Source organism: Kitasatospora sp. NBC_01266, from assembly GCF_036242395.1.
Lineage (GTDB): Bacteria > Actinomycetota > Actinomycetes > Streptomycetales > Streptomycetaceae > Kitasatospora.
Genome location: NZ_CP108458.1, coordinates 2,720,111 through 2,737,774, shown reverse-complemented (window position 1 = coordinate 2,737,774; position 17,664 = coordinate 2,720,111). Strand labels below are relative to the sequence as shown.

Annotated in this window: 17 protein-coding genes; 5 read left to right on the top strand and 12 right to left on the bottom strand. The window is 71.6% G+C overall.

Annotated features, from left to right (window positions below):
- Position 1: 1 nt before the first annotated feature.
- From OG403_RS11580 to OG403_RS11550, 7 genes are all read right to left on the bottom strand, one after another.
- Positions 2-1,111, bottom strand: a complete 1,110-nt coding sequence (locus OG403_RS11580) for a threonine aldolase family protein (RefSeq protein ID WP_329563802.1) — start codon at positions 1,109-1,111, stop codon at positions 2-4.
- An 18-nt stretch (positions 1,112-1,129) separates the two neighbouring features.
- Positions 1,130-1,798 carry a response regulator transcription factor gene (locus tag OG403_RS11575; protein ID WP_329563801.1) on the bottom strand — a complete coding sequence of 223 codons (669 nt, stop codon included), beginning with the start codon at positions 1,796-1,798 and terminating at the stop codon, positions 1,130-1,132.
- Complete coding sequence (locus OG403_RS11570; protein ID WP_329563799.1) at positions 1,795-3,144, bottom strand: sensor histidine kinase; 1,350 nt, start codon at positions 3,142-3,144, stop codon at positions 1,795-1,797. The genes OG403_RS11575 and OG403_RS11570 overlap by 4 nt, the downstream gene beginning before the upstream one ends.
- Before the next feature lie 58 nt (positions 3,145-3,202).
- Positions 3,203-4,033: an ABC transporter permease gene (locus OG403_RS11565; RefSeq protein WP_329563797.1), complete on the bottom strand. Its 831-nt coding sequence runs from the start codon at positions 4,031-4,033 to the stop codon at positions 3,203-3,205.
- Entirely contained in the window at positions 4,030-4,974 is a 945-nt protein-coding gene (locus OG403_RS11560; RefSeq protein WP_329563795.1) for an ATP-binding cassette domain-containing protein, read from the bottom strand. Before OG403_RS11560 ends, OG403_RS11565 begins: the two co-directional genes overlap by 4 nt.
- A gap of 432 nt (positions 4,975-5,406) precedes the next feature.
- Positions 5,407-6,195, bottom strand: coding sequence for a VOC family protein (locus tag OG403_RS11555; RefSeq protein WP_329563793.1), 789 nt, complete (start codon positions 6,193-6,195; stop codon positions 5,407-5,409).
- A gap of 89 nt (positions 6,196-6,284) precedes the next feature.
- Positions 6,285-6,815 (bottom strand): MarR family winged helix-turn-helix transcriptional regulator, encoded by a 531-nt coding sequence (locus tag OG403_RS11550; protein WP_329563792.1) that lies wholly within the window; start codon positions 6,813-6,815, stop codon positions 6,285-6,287.
- A 115-nt stretch (positions 6,816-6,930) separates the two neighbouring features.
- Here OG403_RS11550 and OG403_RS11545 point away from each other — a divergent pair, with 115 nt between their 5' ends.
- The 4 genes from OG403_RS11545 (at position 6,931) to OG403_RS11530 (ending at position 11,419) form a co-directional block, all read left to right on the top strand.
- Complete coding sequence (locus OG403_RS11545; RefSeq protein WP_329563791.1) at positions 6,931-8,217, top strand: MFS transporter; 1,287 nt, start codon at positions 6,931-6,933, stop codon at positions 8,215-8,217.
- Positions 8,218-8,291: 74 nt separating this feature from the next.
- Positions 8,292-9,854 (top strand): dolichyl-phosphate-mannose--protein mannosyltransferase, encoded by a 1,563-nt coding sequence (locus OG403_RS11540; protein ID WP_329563789.1) that lies wholly within the window; start codon positions 8,292-8,294, stop codon positions 9,852-9,854.
- Positions 9,855-9,925: 71 nt separating this feature from the next.
- Entirely contained in the window at positions 9,926-10,645 is a 720-nt protein-coding gene (locus OG403_RS11535) for an ABC transporter permease (RefSeq protein ID WP_329572257.1), read from the top strand.
- Positions 10,646-10,834: 189 nt separating this feature from the next.
- On the top strand, positions 10,835-11,419 hold the full coding sequence (locus tag OG403_RS11530) for a TMEM165/GDT1 family protein (protein ID WP_329572255.1): 585 nt from the start codon (positions 10,835-10,837) through the stop codon (positions 11,417-11,419).
- Positions 11,420-11,433: 14 nt separating this feature from the next.
- Here OG403_RS11530 and OG403_RS11525 read toward each other — a convergent pair whose 3' ends face one another.
- Positions 11,434-12,360: a peptidoglycan-binding domain-containing protein gene (locus OG403_RS11525; protein WP_329563787.1), complete on the bottom strand. Its 927-nt coding sequence runs from the start codon at positions 12,358-12,360 to the stop codon at positions 11,434-11,436.
- A 195-nt stretch (positions 12,361-12,555) separates the two neighbouring features.
- Here OG403_RS11525 and OG403_RS11520 point away from each other — a divergent pair, with 195 nt between their 5' ends.
- Positions 12,556-14,619 (top strand): MFS transporter, encoded by a 2,064-nt coding sequence (locus OG403_RS11520; protein ID WP_329563786.1) that lies wholly within the window; start codon positions 12,556-12,558, stop codon positions 14,617-14,619.
- A gap of 362 nt (positions 14,620-14,981) precedes the next feature.
- On the opposite strand, the gene OG403_RS11515 is transcribed toward OG403_RS11520, so the two are convergent.
- The 4 genes from OG403_RS11515 to OG403_RS11500 all read right to left on the bottom strand — a co-directional run bounded on the left by OG403_RS11515 (position 14,982) and on the right by OG403_RS11500 (position 17,655).
- Positions 14,982-15,398 (bottom strand): DUF7848 domain-containing protein, encoded by a 417-nt coding sequence (locus tag OG403_RS11515; protein WP_329563785.1) that lies wholly within the window; start codon positions 15,396-15,398, stop codon positions 14,982-14,984.
- A gap of 328 nt (positions 15,399-15,726) precedes the next feature.
- Positions 15,727-15,921 (bottom strand): hypothetical protein, encoded by a 195-nt coding sequence (locus OG403_RS11510; RefSeq protein ID WP_329563784.1) that lies wholly within the window; start codon positions 15,919-15,921, stop codon positions 15,727-15,729.
- Between the two features lie 226 nt (positions 15,922-16,147).
- The gene (locus OG403_RS11505) at positions 16,148-16,990 is read right to left on the bottom strand and encodes a helix-turn-helix domain-containing protein (protein ID WP_329563783.1); all 843 of its coding nucleotides are present in this window, start codon (positions 16,988-16,990) and stop codon (positions 16,148-16,150) included.
- Positions 16,987-17,655 (bottom strand): DUF6879 family protein, encoded by a 669-nt coding sequence (locus OG403_RS11500; protein ID WP_329563781.1) that lies wholly within the window; start codon positions 17,653-17,655, stop codon positions 16,987-16,989. The genes OG403_RS11505 and OG403_RS11500 overlap by 4 nt, the downstream gene beginning before the upstream one ends.
- Between the last annotated feature and the right edge of the window lie 9 nt (positions 17,656-17,664).

Here is a 17,664-nt window from a genome sequence, read left to right as displayed (position 1 = left end):
TTCAGGCTCCGCCGGCTCCGGGCTCCACCAGCTCCAGGAACCGCCGCCCCACCCGGGTGACGTCCGCCGCGGTCCACTCCAGCGCCTCCCCGGCGATCATGACCTCGGCCATCGCCAGGCCCGGGGCGCGGTCCTCCCAGTAGTGGACGAACCAGAGCCCCTCCTGCTCCGCGAGGGTGAGGGCGGCCTGGTCGAGGGCGGCTGCCGGGTGGGGCAGCCAGAGTTGGAACTCCTGGGTGTGCGGGGTCTCGGGGGTGATCCGGGCACCGGGGAGCTCGGCGAGCGCGGTGGCGACCAGGGCCGCGTGGCGCACCTGCTCGGGGAGCCGGGGCAGCACCCGGTCCAGGCCGTCCAGCGCGGCCAGCGCGGCGGGCCACTGCTGGTAGAGGTTGCCGCCGTGGCGGTGGCGCCAGGCGCGGGCGTAGCCGATCAGCTCGGCATCGCCGGCCAGTGCGGCGCCGCTGATGCCGCCCAGGGTCTTGTAGAAGGAGACGTAGACGCTGTCGGCGAGCGCCGCTATCTCGTCAAGTCCCTTGCCGAAGTGGCTGGTGGTCTCCCAGAGCCGGGCGCCGTCGAAGTGCACCCGGGCGCCGGCGGCCCGGCCGGCCTCGGCCAGCGCGACCAGCTCCGGCCAGCTCGGCAGCAGGTATCCGGCGTCGCGCAGCGGCAGTTCGACCGTCAGGGTGCCGAACGGCTCGTCCAGTGCGGCGACTTCGGCCGCGTCGAAGTGCCGCGGCGCGGTGGTCGGCCACAGTCCGCGCAGCCCGGTCAGCTGGCTGTACGCCTGCCGCTCCCAGCGCTCCAGGTGGGCCAGCGGGTGCAGGGCGACGGCCGTCCGCCCGGTCAGCTCGGCGCCGTGGCGCAGCGCGATCTGCTGGGCCATCGTGCCGGTGGGGAAGAAGACGGCGTCCGGCTTGCCGAGCAGGGTGGCGACCCGCTGCTCCACCTGCCGGACCGGGCCGTCACCGTAGAAGTCGGGGCGGTCGTCCAGGCCGTCCAGCGAGCTGAGCGCGGCCAGCCGCTCGCGCATGGTCGGCAGGCGGCGGCCGGAGAGCAGGCGCTGGCAGGAGCGCTGCGCGGCCAGTCGGCGGGTGAAGGGGTCGTCGGTCATCCGCCGATTGTCGGCCGCTCAGGTCGGGCGGACCAAGCGGTTTTCGTAGGCGAAGACCACGGCCTGGACCCGGTCGCGCAGGCCGAGCTTGAGCAGGATCCGGCTCACATGGGTCTTCACCGTGGCCTCGGCGAGGAAGAGTTCGGCGGCCACCTCGGCGTTCGACAGGCCGCGGGCCACCTGGACCAGCACGCTGCGCTCGCGGGTGGTCAGCGCCTCGATGGCGCTCTCGGCCCGGTCCGGCGAGCCGCCGTCGGCGGGCAGCTGCGAGGCGAAGGTGTCCAGCAGCCGGCGGGTGATCCGGGGCGCCACCACGGCGTCGCCCGCCGCCACGCTGCGGATCGCGCTGAGCAGTTCGGCCGGCTGGGCGTTCTTCAGCAGGAAGCCCGAGGCCCCGGCCCGCAGGCCGGCGAAGGCGTACTCGTCGAGGTCGAAGGTGGTCATGATGAGCACCTTGGTGTCGGGGGAGGCCTCGACGATCCGCCGGGTTGCCTCGATGCCGTCCATGCCGGGCATCCGGACGTCCATCAGCACCACGTCCGGGCGCTGCTCCAGGGTGAGGCGCACCGCCTCCGCGCCGTCCTCGGCCTCGCCGGCCACCTCCAGGTCCGGCTGCGAGTCGAGGACCAGGGTGAAGGCGACGCGCAGCAGCGGTTGGTCGTCCACCAGCAGGACGCGGATGGTCATCGGTGGGCTTCCTGGAGGTCGGGTGCGAGGTCGGGTGCGGGATCGGGGTCCGGGCCGGGTTCCGGGTCCGGGCCGGGCGCGGGGCCGGGGCCGAGGTCGAGCGTGGCGGCCACCCGCCAGCCGCCCCGCGGCAGCGGTCCGGCGCTCAGACCACCACCATAGGCGGCGACCCGCTCGCGCATCCCGGCCAGGCCGTGTCCGGGCTCGCCGGGCCAGTCGTCGCCCCGGTCGGCGGCGGAGCCGGGCCGGTGCAGCGCGACCCCGTCGTCGCGGACCTCCACCGTCACCAGGTCGGCCGTGCAGTCCACGGTGACCTGGGCGCGGGCGCCGGGCGCGGCGTGCTTGAGGGTGTTGGTGAGCGACTCCTGGACCAGCCGGTAGACGGTCAGCTGGGCGCCGGGGGAGATGCCGGCGGCCTCGCCGGTCAGCCGCAGCTCGGTGGGCAGGCCGGCCGCCCGGACCTGGGCGGCCAGCGCGGCGAGCTGGCCCAGGCCGGGCTGTGGGTGGCGCAGCGCGTCGGGTTCGTCGGCCCGCAGCACGCCGAGGAAGCGGCGCATGTCGGTCAGCGCCTGGCGTCCGGTCTCGGCCGACTGGCGCATCGCGGCGGTGGCCTTCTCCGGGGCGATCGGGTTGACGTAGACGGCGCCGTCGGCGAGCGCGACCATCACCGAGAGGTTGTGCGTGACGATGTCGTGCATCTCGCGGGCGATCCGGGAGCGCTCCTCGGCGACCGCGAGGGCGGCCTGCTGGTCGCGCTGGCGCTCCAGCTCGCGGGCCCTGGCCCGCAGCGCGCGCAGCTGGGCGCGGCGGGCCCGGACGTTGAGGCCGAGCACGGCGGCGGCCGTGGTGGCGCCGGAGAGCATGAAGGCGGCCTTGAACCAGATCCCCACCGGATCGGCCAGCGCGACCGTGGTCCGCAGGTTGGAGGCCACCAGCACCACGCCGAGCTCGGCGACCAGGTAGGAGAGCACCGTCATCCGACGCGAGCAGTGCGCCGCCACGGTGTAGAGCGCGAGCAGCACCGCGATGTCGGCGGGCATCGCCTGGTAGGTCAGCCACTGCACGAAGGCGACGCCCGCGATCACCCCGAAGACCGTCAGCGGGGCCCGGCGGCGGAAGGTGAGCGGCAGGATCAGCGCGAGCTGCAGCAGCCAGATCCACGGGTGCTCGCGCAGGTCGCGCCCGTGCGCCGCGCTGGCCAGCGCCAGCACCGCCAGCGCGAAGGCGAGGTCGACGGCGAGCGGGTAGCGCTCGTCGAGCAGCCAGCCGCGCAACGCGGCCAGCCCCCAGGCGGCGCGGGGAAAGCGCCGCCCGAGGGCTGTCGGGAGCTGATCGAGCGAAGTCATCGCGCCATTGTGCATCGGATGGCGCCCGACCTGTCGGCGGTGCTCGCCGGACCGACGCTCACGCGTCGCGCCGCTTGAGCACCGCGGCCGCGCCGATCAGCGCGACGACCACGTAGATCCAGAGCACGCCGTAGCCGGTCCACGGGGCGAGCGTGCCCGGGTCCGGGTTGAGCGTGGCCACCGCCTGGCCGGCCGCGCCGGGCAGGTACGGGCCGATGTTGCTGCTCCAGTTGGCCGGCAGCACCTCGACCAGGGTGGGCAGCACCAGCAGCATGCCGAAGATCGCGGCGATGCCGCCGGCCGTGTTGCGGATCATCGTGCCGACCGCGACCGCGAGGATGCCGATCGCGGTGAGGTAGAGCGAGGTGCCGACGACGGTGCGGGTCACCCCGGCGGCCGACAGCGTGGTCTGCACGTGGTTGGCGGAGAGCACCGCCTGGCCGCCGAAGAAGGCGACGAACGCGGTGATCAGGGTCACCACGAAGGTCACCGCACCGAAGACGCCCGCCTTGGCCCAGAGCACCGGCAGGCGGCGCGGCACGGCGGACAGCGAGGCGCGGATCATGCCGGTGCTGTACTCGCCGCTGACCACCAGCACGCCGAGCACGCCGACGGCCAGCTGGGCCGCCAGGTAGCCGCGCAGGCTGCGGTCGGCGGCGTTGATCGAGAAGCCGTGGTCGCGCATGTCGGGGTGGTTCAGGTGGTCGATCGCGCCATAGCAGGCGAGCAGGCCGAAGCCGATCATGAAGACCACGGCGGCCAGCAGGGTGAAGTAGGTCGAGCGCAGCGTGCGGAACTTGATCCACTCGGAGTGGACCACGCGCGGCAGCGTGACCGGGCCGCCGACCGGCCCGCGGGCCGGGACGGCGGTGGGGGTGGCGGTGCTCATGCTGCGTGCTCCTCGACCAGCGTGCGGGGGGCGACCACGGCGTCGTACTCGACGGCGTCCTTGGTCATTTCCATGAAGGCCTCCTCCAGCGAGGCCTTCTGCGGGGTCAGTTCGAAGAGCGTCAGGCCGTGCTCGGCGGCCAGCCGGCCGACCCGCTCGCTGTCCGCGCCGTCCACGGTCAGCACCTGGGCGTCCTCGCCGTCGGTCACGCTCACACCCGGCAGCTCGCGCAGCAGCTCACCGAGCCGCACTGAGTCGGGGGTGCGCACCAGCACTCCGCCGCGCGAGGCCCGCTCGGTGAAGTCGGCCACCGAGGTGTCCGCGATCAGCTGCCCGCGGCCGATCACGATCAGGTGCTCGGCGGTGAGCGCCATCTCGCTCATCAGGTGCGAGGAGACCAGCACCGTGCGGCCCTCGACCGCCAGCGACTTGAGCAGGTTGCGGATCCACAGAATGCCCTCGGGGTCGAGGCCGTTGACCGGCTCGTCGAGGATCAGCGTGGCCGGGTCGCCGAGCAGCGCGGAGGCGATGCCCAGGCGCTGGCCCATGCCGAGCGAGAAGCCGCCCGCCCGCTTCCTGGCCACCTGGCGCAGGCCCACCAGGTCGATCACCTCGTCCACCCGGGAGCGCGGGATGCCGTGGGTGGCGGCCAGCGCGAGCAGGTGGTTGAAGGCGGAGCGCCCGGTGTGGATCGCGCGGGCCTCCAGCATCGCGCCGACCTCGCGCAGCGGCGCGGCGTGGTCGGCGTAGCGGCGGCCGTTGATGGTGGCGTGGCCGGCGCTCGGGGTGTCGAGGCCGAGCAGCATCCGCATGGTGGTGGACTTGCCGGCCCCGTTGGGGCCGAGGAAGCCGGTCACGATGCCGGGGCGGACGCTGAAACTCAGGTCCTGGACGGCGGTTTTGGGGCCGTAGCGCTTGGTGAGGCCGACGGCTTCGATCATGTTGATCCTCGTGCGAGGGGGTGGACGGGCGACACCGCCCACGCTATGGCGGGCGGTGCGACCGGCACGAGCCGCGCAAGGAGGAGTCGAACGGGGCCCGGTTGCGACGCCAGATGCAGCGCGACTACATCTCAAGACGGACCCCGCGCCGGATCCGGGAGGGTCGGCCGGGTCGGCCGAGCGGCCGGTGCGGGGAACCCTAACGGCAGCTCAAGCGCGGTGGTCGGCTCTTGACGCCACAGTTGGTCTAGTCCATGTTGATCGACAGGTGCAGGGAGCTCCTGAGTCACCGCCGGAGTCCTGAACCTCCGGCGGTGGCCCTGGCGCCCTCGGCGTCTGCCGCGTCCGCTGCCGCGCCCGCCCCGCAGAGCACCGCGGCCCGGACCGATCGTCGGATCGGTCCGGGCCGCGGCCCACGCGCTTGACGCGGGTTCAGCTCTGCTGCGGCTGCTGCGGTGTGATCATCCAGAACGGTGCGCCCTGCGGGTCCGCGACCGCGCCCATCCGCCCGACCGGGGTGTCCATCGCCGGCACCAGGATCGTGGCACCGGCCCGCACCGCCGCGTCCACGGTGCTGTCGATGTCGTCCACCGAGAAGTAGGTGGCCCAGTGCGAGGGCGTGCCCGCCGGGTGGTTCTGCAGCCCCTGAGCCCCGCCGACGTCCTTACCGCCGACCTTGAGCATGTGGTAGTCCGGCATCTCCGGGGTCGGGGTGATCTCGATACCCAGCGCCGTCCGGTAGAACGCGGTGGCGGCCTTGAGGTCGGAGCTGTTCAGCTCGTTCCAGATCACCGCGCCGTGCTCGTTGACGATCTCCGCGCCGCCGAAGTCCAGCGCCTGCCAGATGCCGAAGACCGCGCCGGTCGGGTCGGCGGCGACGCTCATCCGGCCGACCGTGCCGACCTCCATCACCGGGAAGAGCAGCTTGCCGCCGTTCGCGGTGATCTTCGTCGCGGTGGCGTCCGCCTCGGCGGTGGCCAGGTAGGTGGTCCAGACGGTGGGCGGCGGCGGGTTGTCGTCCATCGCCATGGCCTTCATGATGCCGGCCACCGGCTTGTCCCTGAGCGTGAGGACCGCGTAGCCGCCGAACTGCTCGGGGCCGATCTCGCCCTGCCAGCCGAACAGGTCGCGGTAGAAGTCGATGGCGGCCTGCTGGTCGGGGGCCGTCAGGTCGACCCAGCACGGGGTGCCGGGCGGGTACGGGGTCTTGACCACGGGCATGGTTGTCGCCTCCAGGGGCGCGAAGTGTGGTGGGTTCCCTCCCGGGTCTCACCTTCACGCCTGCGGCCTGCTCGCGCCACTCAACCCGCTCAGGGGCTGGTCCGCTCGATCCGGGTCAGCATCCGCAGCAGCAGCTCGGAGAGCACCGCGCGCTCCGTGGGCTCGACGTCCTGGAGCAGCTCCTCCTCGAAGACGGCGGCCATCCGCATCGACTCCAGCCACTTGTCGCGGCCGTTCTCGGTCAGCTCGATGATCACCCGGACCCGGTTGGCCTCGTCGCGCTCCCGGGTGACCAGGTCCTCGGCCACCATCCGGTCGATCCGGTGGGTCATCGCGGCCGGGGTCAGGCCGAGCCGCTTGGCCAGTTCGCCGGGGCCGAGCTGGTACGGGCTGCCCGCCACCACCAGCGCCTTGAGCACCTCCCACTCGGCGCTGGTGATTCCGAGCACAGTCAGCTGGCGGCCGTAGGCGGTGCCCATCCGCCGGGCGACCCGGGACAGGGAGGACACGATGGTCTCCACCTGGGGGTCAACCGTGGGGAACTCCCGCTGGTAGATGGCCACTTGCTCGGCAATGTCCAGCTCGCTGCCGGTGTCCGGCACGGGCCTCGGTGCGCTCATGGGCCCCAGTCTCCCACGCTCGGCTGTCCAAGTTAAGCCTTTGACACGACACTCTTCCGACTCGTAGAGTTTAGCTCTGAAATCTTGCAGCCTAAAAGTTCTAAGGGGTGTCTCCATGAAGCAGCAGATCTACGGCGAGGGGGGCACCCTGCGCCGGGTCCAGCTCGGCAACGCGCTCAGCGCCTTCGGCAGCGGGTTCACGATGCCGTACATGTTCGTGTACGTGGACCAGGTGCGCGGGCTCGGTTCGCTGGCCGCCGGCCTGGTCTTCACCATCTTCGCGCTGGCCGCGCTGGTGGTGCTGCCGTTCGCCGGGCGCGGCATCGACAGGTACGGGCCGCGTCCGGTGCTGCTGGCCGGCTGCGCGATGGCCGCCGTCGGCGCCTTCTCGTTCGGGCAGGCGAGCGGCACCACCGGGCTGCTGATCGCCTCCTTCCTGTTCGGCGGCGGTGTCACCACCTGCCAGCCGGCGCTGGCCACCATGATCGTGCGCTGCTCCACCGCGCAGACCCGCTCGCACGCCTTCGCGCTGCAGTTCACCCTGGTCAACCTGGGCATGGGCATCGGCGCGCTGGTCGGCGGGCAGATCGTCAACGTGGCCGACCCGGCCAGCCTGACCCGGCTCTTCACCATCGAGGCGCTGACCTTCCTGGGCCTGGCCGCCGTCACCGGCACGGCGAAGATCCCGGGCCCGGCGCCGATCCTGGTCGCCGAGAACGGGCAGACCCAGCGCACCGGACTGCGCGCGCTGACCGCGGACAAGGCGATGCTGCGGCTCTGCCTGCTGGCCGGGCTGATCTTCTTCACCTGCTACGGCCAGTTCGAGTCGGGCGTGGCGGCCTTCGCCACCGACACGGTCAAGACCGCCCCGGCCACCCTCGGCATGGCGATCGGCGCCAACGCGCTGACCATCGTGGTGCTGCAGATGTTCATGGTGCGGATCACCGCCCGCCGCCGGCGCACCACCGCGATGGCCGCCACCGGTGTGGTCTGGCTCGGCGCCTGGGGCGCGGCGCTGCTGGCCGGGCTGGTCCGCGGCGAGGCGGCGGCGGCCACCATCGCGATCGTCTCGATCTACGTGCTGTTCGGCGTCGGCGAGTCGATGCTGGCCCCGACCCTGGGCCCGATCGTCGCCGACCTGGCCCCGGCCCGGCTGCTGGGCACCTACAACTCGGCGTTCGCGCTGGTCAAGCAGACCGCCATCGCGGTCGGCCCGGCGGTCGGCGTACTGCTGGTCGGCTCCGGCACCTGGCCGCTCTACCTGGCCGCGATGACCGCCTGCACACTGCTGATCGTCGTCCTGGCGCTGCGGCTGCGCCGGCACCTGACCCCGGCGCAGGACAACGCCGAGGCGCCGGCCCCCGTGGTCGTGCCGCTCCGCGAGCTGCAGACGGCGGCATGAGAGGGTGACGGGAGGGACCGCCGCGACCTATTGTCGTCGGCGGTCCAGGTCATCCAGTCGACAGCGGTGGGTTCATGGCAGAGACGGCAGTCACCGAGCGGCCGGCGACGCGGGAAGTGTCGTCGGCCCGTCCGTCCCTGCTGGTGGGTTTGACCACCCGGGCACCCTGGGTGGTGCGGCACGCCGGCTGGCTCGGCCCCATCGCGGTGGCACTCTTCGCCGGGGTCCTGCGGTTCTGGAACCTCGGCCACCCGCGCGCCTTCGTCTTCGACGAGACGTACTACCCCAAGGACGCCTGGTCGGTGCTCCACCAGGGCTACGAGGGCGTCTGGTCGGTCACCGCCAACGAGCAGATCCTGCAGCACCCGCAGACCATCCCGTTCGACAACGTGCCCGCCTTCGTCGCCCACCCGCCGCTCGGCAAGTGGGTGATCGCGCTCGGCGAGGCGGCCTTCGGGCTGAACCCGTTCGGCTGGCGGGTGATGGTCGCGCTGCTCGGCACCCTCTCGGTGCTGATGCTGGCCCGGATCGGCCGCCGCCTCTTCGGCTCCACCCTGATCGGCTGCACCGCCGCGCTGCTGATGTCGGTGGACGGCCTGCAACTCGTGATGAGCCGCACCGGGCTGCTCGACGGCATCCTGATGTTCTTCGTGCTGGCCGCCTTCGGCTGCCTGCTGATCGACCGCGACCGGGCCAGGGCCAAGCTGGCCGCGCCCGGGGTGGACGGCGACCGGGTGCGGCTGGGCCTGCGCCCCTGGCGGCTGGCCGCCGGGCTGCTGCTCGGCGCGGCCTGCTCGGTGAAGTGGAACGGCGGGCAGATCCTGGCCGCCTTCGGCCTGCTCACCGTGCTCTGGGACCAGGCGGGGCGCCGGGCGGCCGGCGCCCGCCACCCCATGCGCAGCATGCTGCGCCGCGACGCGCTGCCCGCCTTCGGTTCGATCGCGGTGCTCGGCGCGCTGACCTACCTGGTCTCCTGGTCCGGCTGGTTCGTCACCTCCGGCGGCTACGACCGCCAGTGGGCGGCCGGCCGCTCGGGCCTGCTCCCGGCCGCGCTGCGCAGCTGGTGGCACTACCAGTCCGAGATGTGGCACTTCAACACCACGCTGACCACCCCGCACATCTACCAGTCCAATCCGTGGAGCTGGCTGGTCCAGGCCCGCCCGGTCAGCATGTACTGGCAGCCGGTGCCCACCGGGCAGCAGGGCTGCACCGCCGCCGGCGGCTGCACCACGCAGATCCTGGCGCTCGGCACCCCGCTGCTCTGGTGGACCGGCTGCTTCGCGCTCGCCTACCTGCTCTACCGCTGGTTCTTCCGGCGGGACTGGCGCTCGGGCGCGGTGCTCTGCGCGGTGGCCGCCATCTACCTGCCCTGGTTCCAGTTCCAGCAGCGCACCATCTTCTCCTTCTACATGGTCGTGCTGGTGCCGTTCCTCTGTCTGGCGGTGGCCCAGATGCTCGGGGCGATGCTCGGCCCGAGCGGCAGCACGGCGCGGCGGCGGGCGATCGGCGGCGCGGCGGCGGGCGGCATCGTGCTGGCGATCATGGGGTGCTTCCTCTACTTCCTGCCGCTCTACACCGCTCAGGTGATCCCGATGAGCGACTGGCAGGACCACATGTGGTTCACCACCTGGATCTGAGCGCGTCGGCCTCGGGCGGAACGTCCGGCTCGGGGCAGCTGCTGCCGGTCACCCCGCTGCTCGGGGTGGCGATGGCGGTGCTGCTGGTGGCGGCGGTCGCGGTGGCCGGGTGGGGCCGGCTGGGGCACGGTCGGGCGGTGCTGCGGGCCGGGGCGCGGGCGGTGGTGCAGCTCGCGGCGGTCGCCTTCGTGATCACCTGGGTGGTTCACTCGCTCTGGCTGACCGCGCTCTTCGTGCTGGTGATGTTCTCGGTGGCGGTGCGCACCGCCGGGCGGCGGATGTCGGACGCGCCCGGCTGGAGCTGGGCCTGGGCGGCGGCCCCGATCGGCGTCGGCGTCCTGCCGGTGCTGGCCCTGCTGCTCGGCAGCGGGCTGCTGCCGCTCAAGGGGCTCTCCATCGTGCCGGTGGCCGGCATCCTGATCGGCGGTGCGCTCAGCGCCACCTCGCTGGCCGGGCGCCGGGCGCTGGACGAGCTGACCCAGCGGCACGGCGAGGTGGAGGCGGCGCTGGCACTCGGCCTCGAGGACCGCGACGCCCGGCTGGAGATCTGCCGCACCGCCGCCGCCACCTCGCTGGTGCCGGCCCTGGACCAGACCCGCACGGTGGGCCTGGTCACGCTGCCCGGCGCCTTCGTCGGCATGCTGCTGGGCGGCGCCTCCCCGGTGGCGGCGGGGGCGGTGCAGCTCTTCGTGCTGGTCGCGCTGCTCGCGGTGGAGGGGGTGGCGATCGTGGTGGTGCTGGAACTGATCGGACGGGGCCTGGTACGGCGTCCGGTACAGTGGAGGCGTTGAAGGGGAGTAGCCCTCCACCGGACCGTCGACATACTGGCTCGCTCGTTCAGGAGCCCGGCGCCCGGGACACCACGTGTGTTGGCGAGACCTTCGGCCGCAGTGCTGTGCTTGAGACCAGTGCTGTCAGGCCGGGGTCTCTGTTTTTTTGAGGCCACGCGCCCGGGCAGCCCGACCCGAGGGACACCGATCCTGATGAGCCTGACCGTCTTCGCCGTCACTTTCGGCATCATCTTCCTGGCCGAACTGCCGGACAAGACCGCCCTGGCCGCGCTGATGCTCGGCACCCGCTACCGCGCGGCCTACGTCTTCGCGGGCGTCGCGGCGGCGATGGCCGTCCAGGTCGGCCTCGCGCTGGCGGCCGGCAGCCTGCTGTCGCTGCTGCCGCACCGCTGGGTGGAGGGGATCAGCGGGGCGCTCTTCCTGGCGGGCGCGGTGATGCTGCTGCTGCACAAGCCCGAGGAGGAGGAGCACGAGGCGAAGGCGCCGTCCTCCACCGGCTTCTGGAAGGTGGCAGGGGCCAGCTTCCTGGTGGTGGCGGTGGCCGAGTTCGGCGACCTGACCCAGATCATGACCGCCAACCTGGCCGCCAAGTACGCCGACCCGCTCTCGGTGGGCCTGGGCGCCTGGCTGGCGCTCTGCGCGGTGGGCGGCCTGGCGATCCTGGGCGGGCAGAAGCTGCTGAAGCACGTCCCGATGAAGGTGATCATCCGGGTCGCGGCGGCGGCGATGCTGGTGCTGGCGGGGATCAGCCTGGTGGGGGCGGTGGCCGGCTGAGTCCTGAGGCGGCACTAACAGGTGTCGCCGGCGTTCAGCGCGTCGGCGGTGGCCTGGTCGTAGACGCCCCACTGGGACTGCCAGAGGGCGTTGGCGTTCTGGAAGTTGCCCACGGCCTGGACGGTGGCCTGGTCGTAGACGCCCGAGGTGTGGTGCCGGTCGAAGCAGCCCACGGCGGAGAGCTGGTGCTGCAGCGCCGTGACGGCCGGGCCGGTGCTGCCGTATTCGGGGAGTGCGGTGGAGCTCGGCGAGGGGGCGTTGCTGCTGGGGGGCGCGCTGCTCGGGGGCGCCTGGGTGGTCGCCGGTGCGGTGCTGGGTGGCGCGGCCTGGGTGGTGGCCGGGGCGGGCGGCGCGGCCGGGGCCTGGCTGGTGGGGGCGACGCTGCGCACCGAGGGCCGGGGTGAGGCGGACGTCGGCCGGGCCGACGTCGCGGGCGCGCTGCTCGCCGACGCGCTGCTCGCGGCGGTCGTGCTCGGCGCGGACGGCGTATCCCCGCTCGGTGCGCCGGTCGGGGTGGGTGCGCCGGTGGGCAGCACCGGCAGTGCCTGGTGATTGCTCTGCGGGCCGGGCGAGAGCGCGAAGGCCAGGCCGACGCCGAGCGCGACCAGGCCCGCGCCCGCCGCCACCACGACGCCGCTGCGGTTGCGCCCTCTGGCCCGTCTCGCGGCGGCCCGGCCGCTCTGCGGGCCCGGATCGGCGGCGATCGGGAAGAGTCCGAGTTCACGCGGCGCGGCCGAGGGCGGTGCCGGGGGCAGCAGCGGCGGGACCGGCGGCAGCACGGTGGTGGCGGACGGGTCCGCCACCTCGTCGAGCACCGGCACCGCCGGCACGTACGGGCGGACCAGCGGCGGGCCCTCGATGTGCGGCAGGACGGCGGTCTCGGTGACGTCGGGGTCCGGGACGGGACTCGGGCCGGGGCCTGGTTGGGCGAATCCCGGCATGGGCCGGTCCTCCTGGAGCGTCGACGGCGTGGAACGCGCCCGATTATGCAGGACCTGTCCCGGTGGCCAACAGGGGCGCCCGGCTTACGAATGGCGCAACCGTTCCTCGCAAATACGGGCAAATCTGACACGATGAGGGCGAGAAGTCGGAATGATCGTCAGATAAGCGGCAAATAGCACCGAGGAGGATCCGCCATGGCGGAACCGGCCACCGAGCCCGATCCGCTGGTCCCCCAGGAAGCCGGGGTCCACAACCTCTGGGTTCCGATCAGCGCCCTGCTGCTGGCCCTGCTGCTCGCCGCGCTCGACCAGACCATCGTCTCCACCGCGCTGCCCACCATCGTCAGCGACCTCGGCGGCCTCGAGCACCTCTCCTGGGTGGTCACCGCCTATCTGCTGGCCTCCACCGCCGCCACGCCGCTCTGGGGCAAGCTCGGTGACATGTACGGCCGGAAGCGGTTCTTCCAGGCCTCCATCGTGATCTTCCTGATCGGCTCCGCGCTCTGCGGCCTGGCCCAGAACATGGGTGAGCTGATCGCCTTCCGGGCCCTGCAGGGCCTGGGCGGCGGCGGCCTGATCGTGCTGACCCAGGCGATCGTCGGCGACCTGGTGCCGCCGCGCGACCGGGGCAAGTACCAGGGGCTGTTCGGCGCGGTCTTCGGCGCCACCAGCGTGCTGGGCCCGCTGCTCGGCGGCTTCTTCGTCGACCAGCTCTCCTGGCGCTGGGTCTTCTACATCAACCTGCCGATCGGCGTGGTCGCGCTGATCGTGATCGCCGTGGTGCTGCACAGCGTGGAGGTCAAGCGCCAGCACCGGATCGACTACCTCGGCATCGTGCTGATCGCCTCGGTCGCCATCTGCCTGGTGCTGATGACCTCGCTCGGCGGGGTGACCTACCCCTGGGGTTCCTGGCAGGTCATCGGCCTGGGCGTGCTCGGCGTGGTGCTGCTGATCGCCTTCGTCCAGGTCGAGCGCTCCGCCGAGGAGGCCGTGCTGCCGCCCCGGCTCTTCGCCTCGCGGACCTTCAGCCTGGTCGCGGTGATCTCCTTCGTGGTCGGCTTCGCGATGTTCGGCGCGCTCACCTACCTGCCGACCTTCCTCCAGGTGGTGCAGGGCATCTCACCCACGCTGTCCGGCGTGCACATGCTGCCGATGGTGCTCGGCATGCTGGTCACCTCGATCGGCTCGGGGCAGATCGTCGCGCGCACCGGCCACTACCGGATCTTCCCGATCGCCGGCACCGCGGTGGTGACGGTGGGTCTGATCCTGCTCTCCCGGCTCACCGAGTCCACCTCGACCACCGTGATGAGCCTGTACTTCCTGGTCTTCGGCCTGGGGCTCGGCCTGGTGCTGCAGGTGCTGGTGCTGATCGTGCAGAACTCGGTCGGCTACCAGGACCTGGGCGTGGCCACCGCCGCCGCCACCTTCTTCCGCTCGATCGGCGCCTCCTTCGGCGTCTCGATCTTCGGCACCATCTTCACCACCCAGCTGACCCACAAGCTGAACGACGCACTGCGCGGGGTGCACCTGCCGGCCGGCTTCGCGCCGAGTTCGATCACCGCCGACCCGCACGTGATCAAGTCCCTGCCGCCGGTGGTCCAGCACAACGTGCTGCACGCCTACGCCAGTTCCATCGCGGAGGTCTTCCTCTACGCGGCGCCGGTGGCGTTCGTCGCCTTCCTGTTCTCGCTCTTCATCCGGGAGCAGCCGCTGCGTGCCTCGGTCACCGCGCCCGACCTCGGCGAGTCGATCGGGATGAACCCGGTGGAGCGCTCCTCGGTGGACGAGATCGCCCGCGCGCTGGCCGTGCTCAACACCCGCGAGGCGCGCCGCGACCTGTACCGCAGGATCACCGCCGAGGCCGGGCTCGACCTGCAGCCGGCGGCCAGTTGGCTGCTGCTCCAGATGCACCATCAGGGCTCGGCGGAGCCCGCCGAACTGGCCGAGCGCAAGATCATCCCGCCCGAGGTGGTGGAGTCGGCGGCCCGCGAGGTCGAGGGCAAGGGCCTGGCGCTGCGCAACGGCCTGCCGATGCGACTGACCGAGGCGGGCCAGCAGGTGGCCCTCAAGCTGGTGGCCGCCCGGCGCGCCCAGCTGTCCCGGCTGTGCGGTGACTGGGACGAGAAGCAGTTCACCGACCTGGCCGACCTGCTCACCCGGCTCAGCGACGCGCTGACCGGCGACCAGCACGACCGCCCGGACCGGGGGGACCGGAGCACCGGCCAGCCCGTCCCGCAGAGCGAGGGGCGCTCGCTCTGACGGGTCATCCGCTCTGACGGGTCGTCCGCTCTGACGGGTCGTCGCGAGGGGCGCCTGCGCGGGTGCGGTCCGGCGGTGGTGGCGGCGCGCCGTGCGGGTGTGTGGTGCGGCAGGATGGGGGCATGTCTGTTGTGAAGATCAATGAGTGTGTCAAGGCACTCACATAGAGCACGACGGGAGACCGCCATGGCCCTGTCGTGGGCGCCGACGGACCTTGATCCCCCCGCGATGTCTCGGCGTTCCCGGGACAGGCAGCCGCAAGCGCGTCATGATGGGCACAACGTTGGTGTCATAGGCTCAGGGGCGCAGTGCGTAGTGAACCCGAACAGAAGGGCTCCCGTTATCGGGACAGCGCTTCGGATCTAGCGTCTCGGGTCGGCGCTCGGGCTGTGATCATTGCAGCCATCATCACGGCGGTGGGCGGGATCGTTGCCGCCGTGATCAGCGCGAAAGGCTGAGTTGGGTTCCTTAGCCGGAACCATCAGCCAGGGCACCACCGCTATGTGGGAGTAGCTTCGGTGTTCCTGCTGCTCCCTGATGTGCTTGAACGGCCAGCGCTGCGCCTCTTCGAAGTCCAGCGAGACAGGCCCCTCGGCGTCGCACAGGGTGCCGTCCTCGCCCTCCCCCAGGCAGCGGAACTGGTGCTGTACGGGCGGCAGGTCCGGCTCGTCGTCAGCCCGCCGGAGGGTCCAAGCCACGAACCGGAAGAACCGGCGGCGCTGCGTGCTCCCGTCCATGTTCAATGCTGCCCTCATCTCAGTGCCAATCTCGCCGTACACCAGGCGAGTTGAGATGCCGCATCCCCTCACGCACCCGCTTCATGGTCGGGGACTCGGCGGGCTCTAGCTGCGCCGTGCTGGTGTCGGCAGCGTCGTCCTGGTCGTCCTTGCTGGCTTCCGGGTCCGGGGTTGCAAGGTTGCTCACTGGGCCCCCACCTTCCGCAGCGGGCACACGGGCTCGTGCAGTTGCCGTTTGATCTTGACGTCCAGCAGGGCCGACCGATCGACGTACGTCACCATGCCGTCCATCGCGTGGCGCGCTTTGTCTGCGTCGGCGTCCAGCTCGGCGCACCTGGCGCACTCGGGCGCCCCAACCCTGGTGGTCGTCTCAGGCAGCATCGCTCACCGCTGGAGAAGTCGAGCGGTCGAGCGCCGGGGCCAGCGCTGCGCCGGACGCCTTGTCCTTGTCGGGGCACTTATCGCTGCCGCACTCGCAGAACGGCCAGCCGTTCGGCGTACCCCGGCCGCCACCCCGCAGCTTGTCGAAGAACAGCGGGTCGTACTCCGCCCGGACGGCAGCCATGTACTCAGGACTGACGGTCCGACGGGGGCGTCGTCCGTTCTGCCGTTGCTCCGCAGCGGAGATCGCAGCTCGGTACGGATCAACGGTCAGCGCCGGTGGACTGTTGGTCATCGCTCAGCTCCCATGCCGATCGGCCATTGACCAGCACGTTAAGCGTCTGTGCTTCGCCGGAAGGAGTGCGATTCTCGGATATTCGAATGCCGGTGACAGGGCTTCGCCAGGATTCTCAGATCGCGCCGAGCGCTCTCCGGCAACGAGTGATGACCCGGTGCGCATCCGGGCCGTAGAGCGCTGACGCTGCCAGCGCCTCCCAGGTACGCAGGTACAGCGCCACGTTCTCGGCGTCGGTCAGCCAGAGTTCGGCGTGCCAGTCCTCAGCGATCACAAGCCGCTCGTCGTAGACCCAAAATCCGTTAGCGGGAGGCAGCTTGAGCGATACGCCGAACGGCACGATGCCCAGGGACACAGTGTCCAGCCCGATCACTCCGCTGAGTCGATCGAGCTGCGCAGCCATCACGGCGGGCGGGCAGACCAGGGCGCGCAGCGCGGCTTCCCACATGACAATGCGGTACCGCTTGCCCTGCTGGTAGAGGCTCTCCTGCCGTCGGACACGAGCTCGAACGGCGTCCTCTATATCGCGCGGTGACTGGTGAAGTTCGACGTAGGAGCTGAACACGTGCCGGGCGTAGTCGGCCGTCTGGAGCATGCCGACGACCATGGAGCCCTCCCACGCTCGCAGCACGGTCGAGCGCTCGTACTCAACCGTCAGCGTGTCCTGTACCGGCCGGTGCCCAGCGGCAAGCTGACGCCGCCAGGAGCGGGAGTGAGATTCGAGCACGCGCAAACGGGCCGCCAGCTCCCCCTCGGCCGCCGGCTGTTCGACGCCTTCCGCCCACGCCTTGAGGTCATCATGAGTGGCCGTCTGCCTGCCGGTCTCCAGCTTGCTGACCTTGGACTGCGTCCAGCCCAAGCGCTCGGCCAGTTGCCGGCCGGTAAGACCGCCCTCGGTACGCAGCTCACGAAGCCGCAGACCGAGGGCGATTCGAGCCTGTTGGAAGTCGGTGCTCACACGCGGGACGGTACCTCAGCGCTGAACGTCTGGTGCGGGACGGCAAAGTGCCACGCAGCGTCGCGAACCTGGCAGGCGCGGGCCACCTGTACCGGGTCCGTGATCAGCTCCACGCTGGTCAGGTCGTCGTCGGCATCGAAGTGGAGCAGGGCGATCACGCGCGAGTCGAACAGCCAGGTGTCTTCGTCCGGAAGGCTCAGACGCTCAGCGTCCGCGCGCCAGACGTACCGGATGTCTTCGCCAGCGGCGCTGTTCCGCTCGGCGTTGTCGAGTAGGTACCGCTGCCCCAGGGTCGGCGGGTTGTCCATGATCCTCACGCGCTCGAACCGCTTGCCCATGGCGACCTGTTCGCGACGCGAGCGGCACCAGGGGTCCTCCAGATCCCAACCGGCCGCCTGCCCAGCAGCGAACCGCCGGTAGGTCTCCGTCCGCTCGTCGGAGCGGTAGCGGCGACGGCTCTCCAGCCGGAATGCTGTGTGCTGGCAGGTCTCAAACATGCCGTCGAACTCTTCGAAGCTGATCAGCACGGGGCCTCGGTCCACGTCACGCGGCGAGAAGTCGGCAAGCAGCACACGCGGCACGATCACGAACCCCTCGCCGGGCTTGACGTTACGGAGCTGAGCCACGTCGTCGGGGTCGGTCACCGCGTCGCCTTGCACCAGCACTTCCCCAGT

Bases quoted from the DNA above. Each gene is read 5' to 3' on its own strand.
- OG403_RS11580 (WP_329563802.1), bottom strand. From the start codon at position 1,111: ATGACCGACGACCCCTTCACCCGCCGACTGGCCGCGCAGCGCTCCTGC.
- OG403_RS11575 (WP_329563801.1), bottom strand. From the start codon at position 1,798: ATGACCATCCGCGTCCTGCTGGTGGACGACCAACCGCTGCTGCGCGTC.
- OG403_RS11570 (WP_329563799.1), bottom strand. From the start codon at position 3,144: ATGACTTCGCTCGATCAGCTCCCGACAGCCCTCGGGCGGCGCTTTCCC.
- OG403_RS11565 (WP_329563797.1), bottom strand. From the start codon at position 4,033: ATGAGCACCGCCACCCCCACCGCCGTCCCGGCCCGCGGGCCGGTCGGC.
- OG403_RS11560 (WP_329563795.1), bottom strand. From the start codon at position 4,974: ATGATCGAAGCCGTCGGCCTCACCAAGCGCTACGGCCCCAAAACCGCC.
- OG403_RS11555 (WP_329563793.1), bottom strand. From the start codon at position 6,195: ATGCCCGTGGTCAAGACCCCGTACCCGCCCGGCACCCCGTGCTGGGTC.
- OG403_RS11550 (WP_329563792.1), bottom strand. From the start codon at position 6,815: ATGAGCGCACCGAGGCCCGTGCCGGACACCGGCAGCGAGCTGGACATT.
- OG403_RS11545 (WP_329563791.1), top strand. From the start codon at position 6,931: ATGAAGCAGCAGATCTACGGCGAGGGGGGCACCCTGCGCCGGGTCCAG.
- OG403_RS11540 (WP_329563789.1), top strand. From the start codon at position 8,292: ATGGCAGAGACGGCAGTCACCGAGCGGCCGGCGACGCGGGAAGTGTCG.
- OG403_RS11535 (WP_329572257.1), top strand. From the start codon at position 9,926: ATGGCGGTGCTGCTGGTGGCGGCGGTCGCGGTGGCCGGGTGGGGCCGG.
- OG403_RS11525 (WP_329563787.1), bottom strand. From the start codon at position 12,360: ATGCCGGGATTCGCCCAACCAGGCCCCGGCCCGAGTCCCGTCCCGGAC.
- OG403_RS11520 (WP_329563786.1), top strand. From the start codon at position 12,556: ATGGCGGAACCGGCCACCGAGCCCGATCCGCTGGTCCCCCAGGAAGCC.
- OG403_RS11510 (WP_329563784.1), bottom strand. From the start codon at position 15,921: ATGGCTGCCGTCCGGGCGGAGTACGACCCGCTGTTCTTCGACAAGCTG.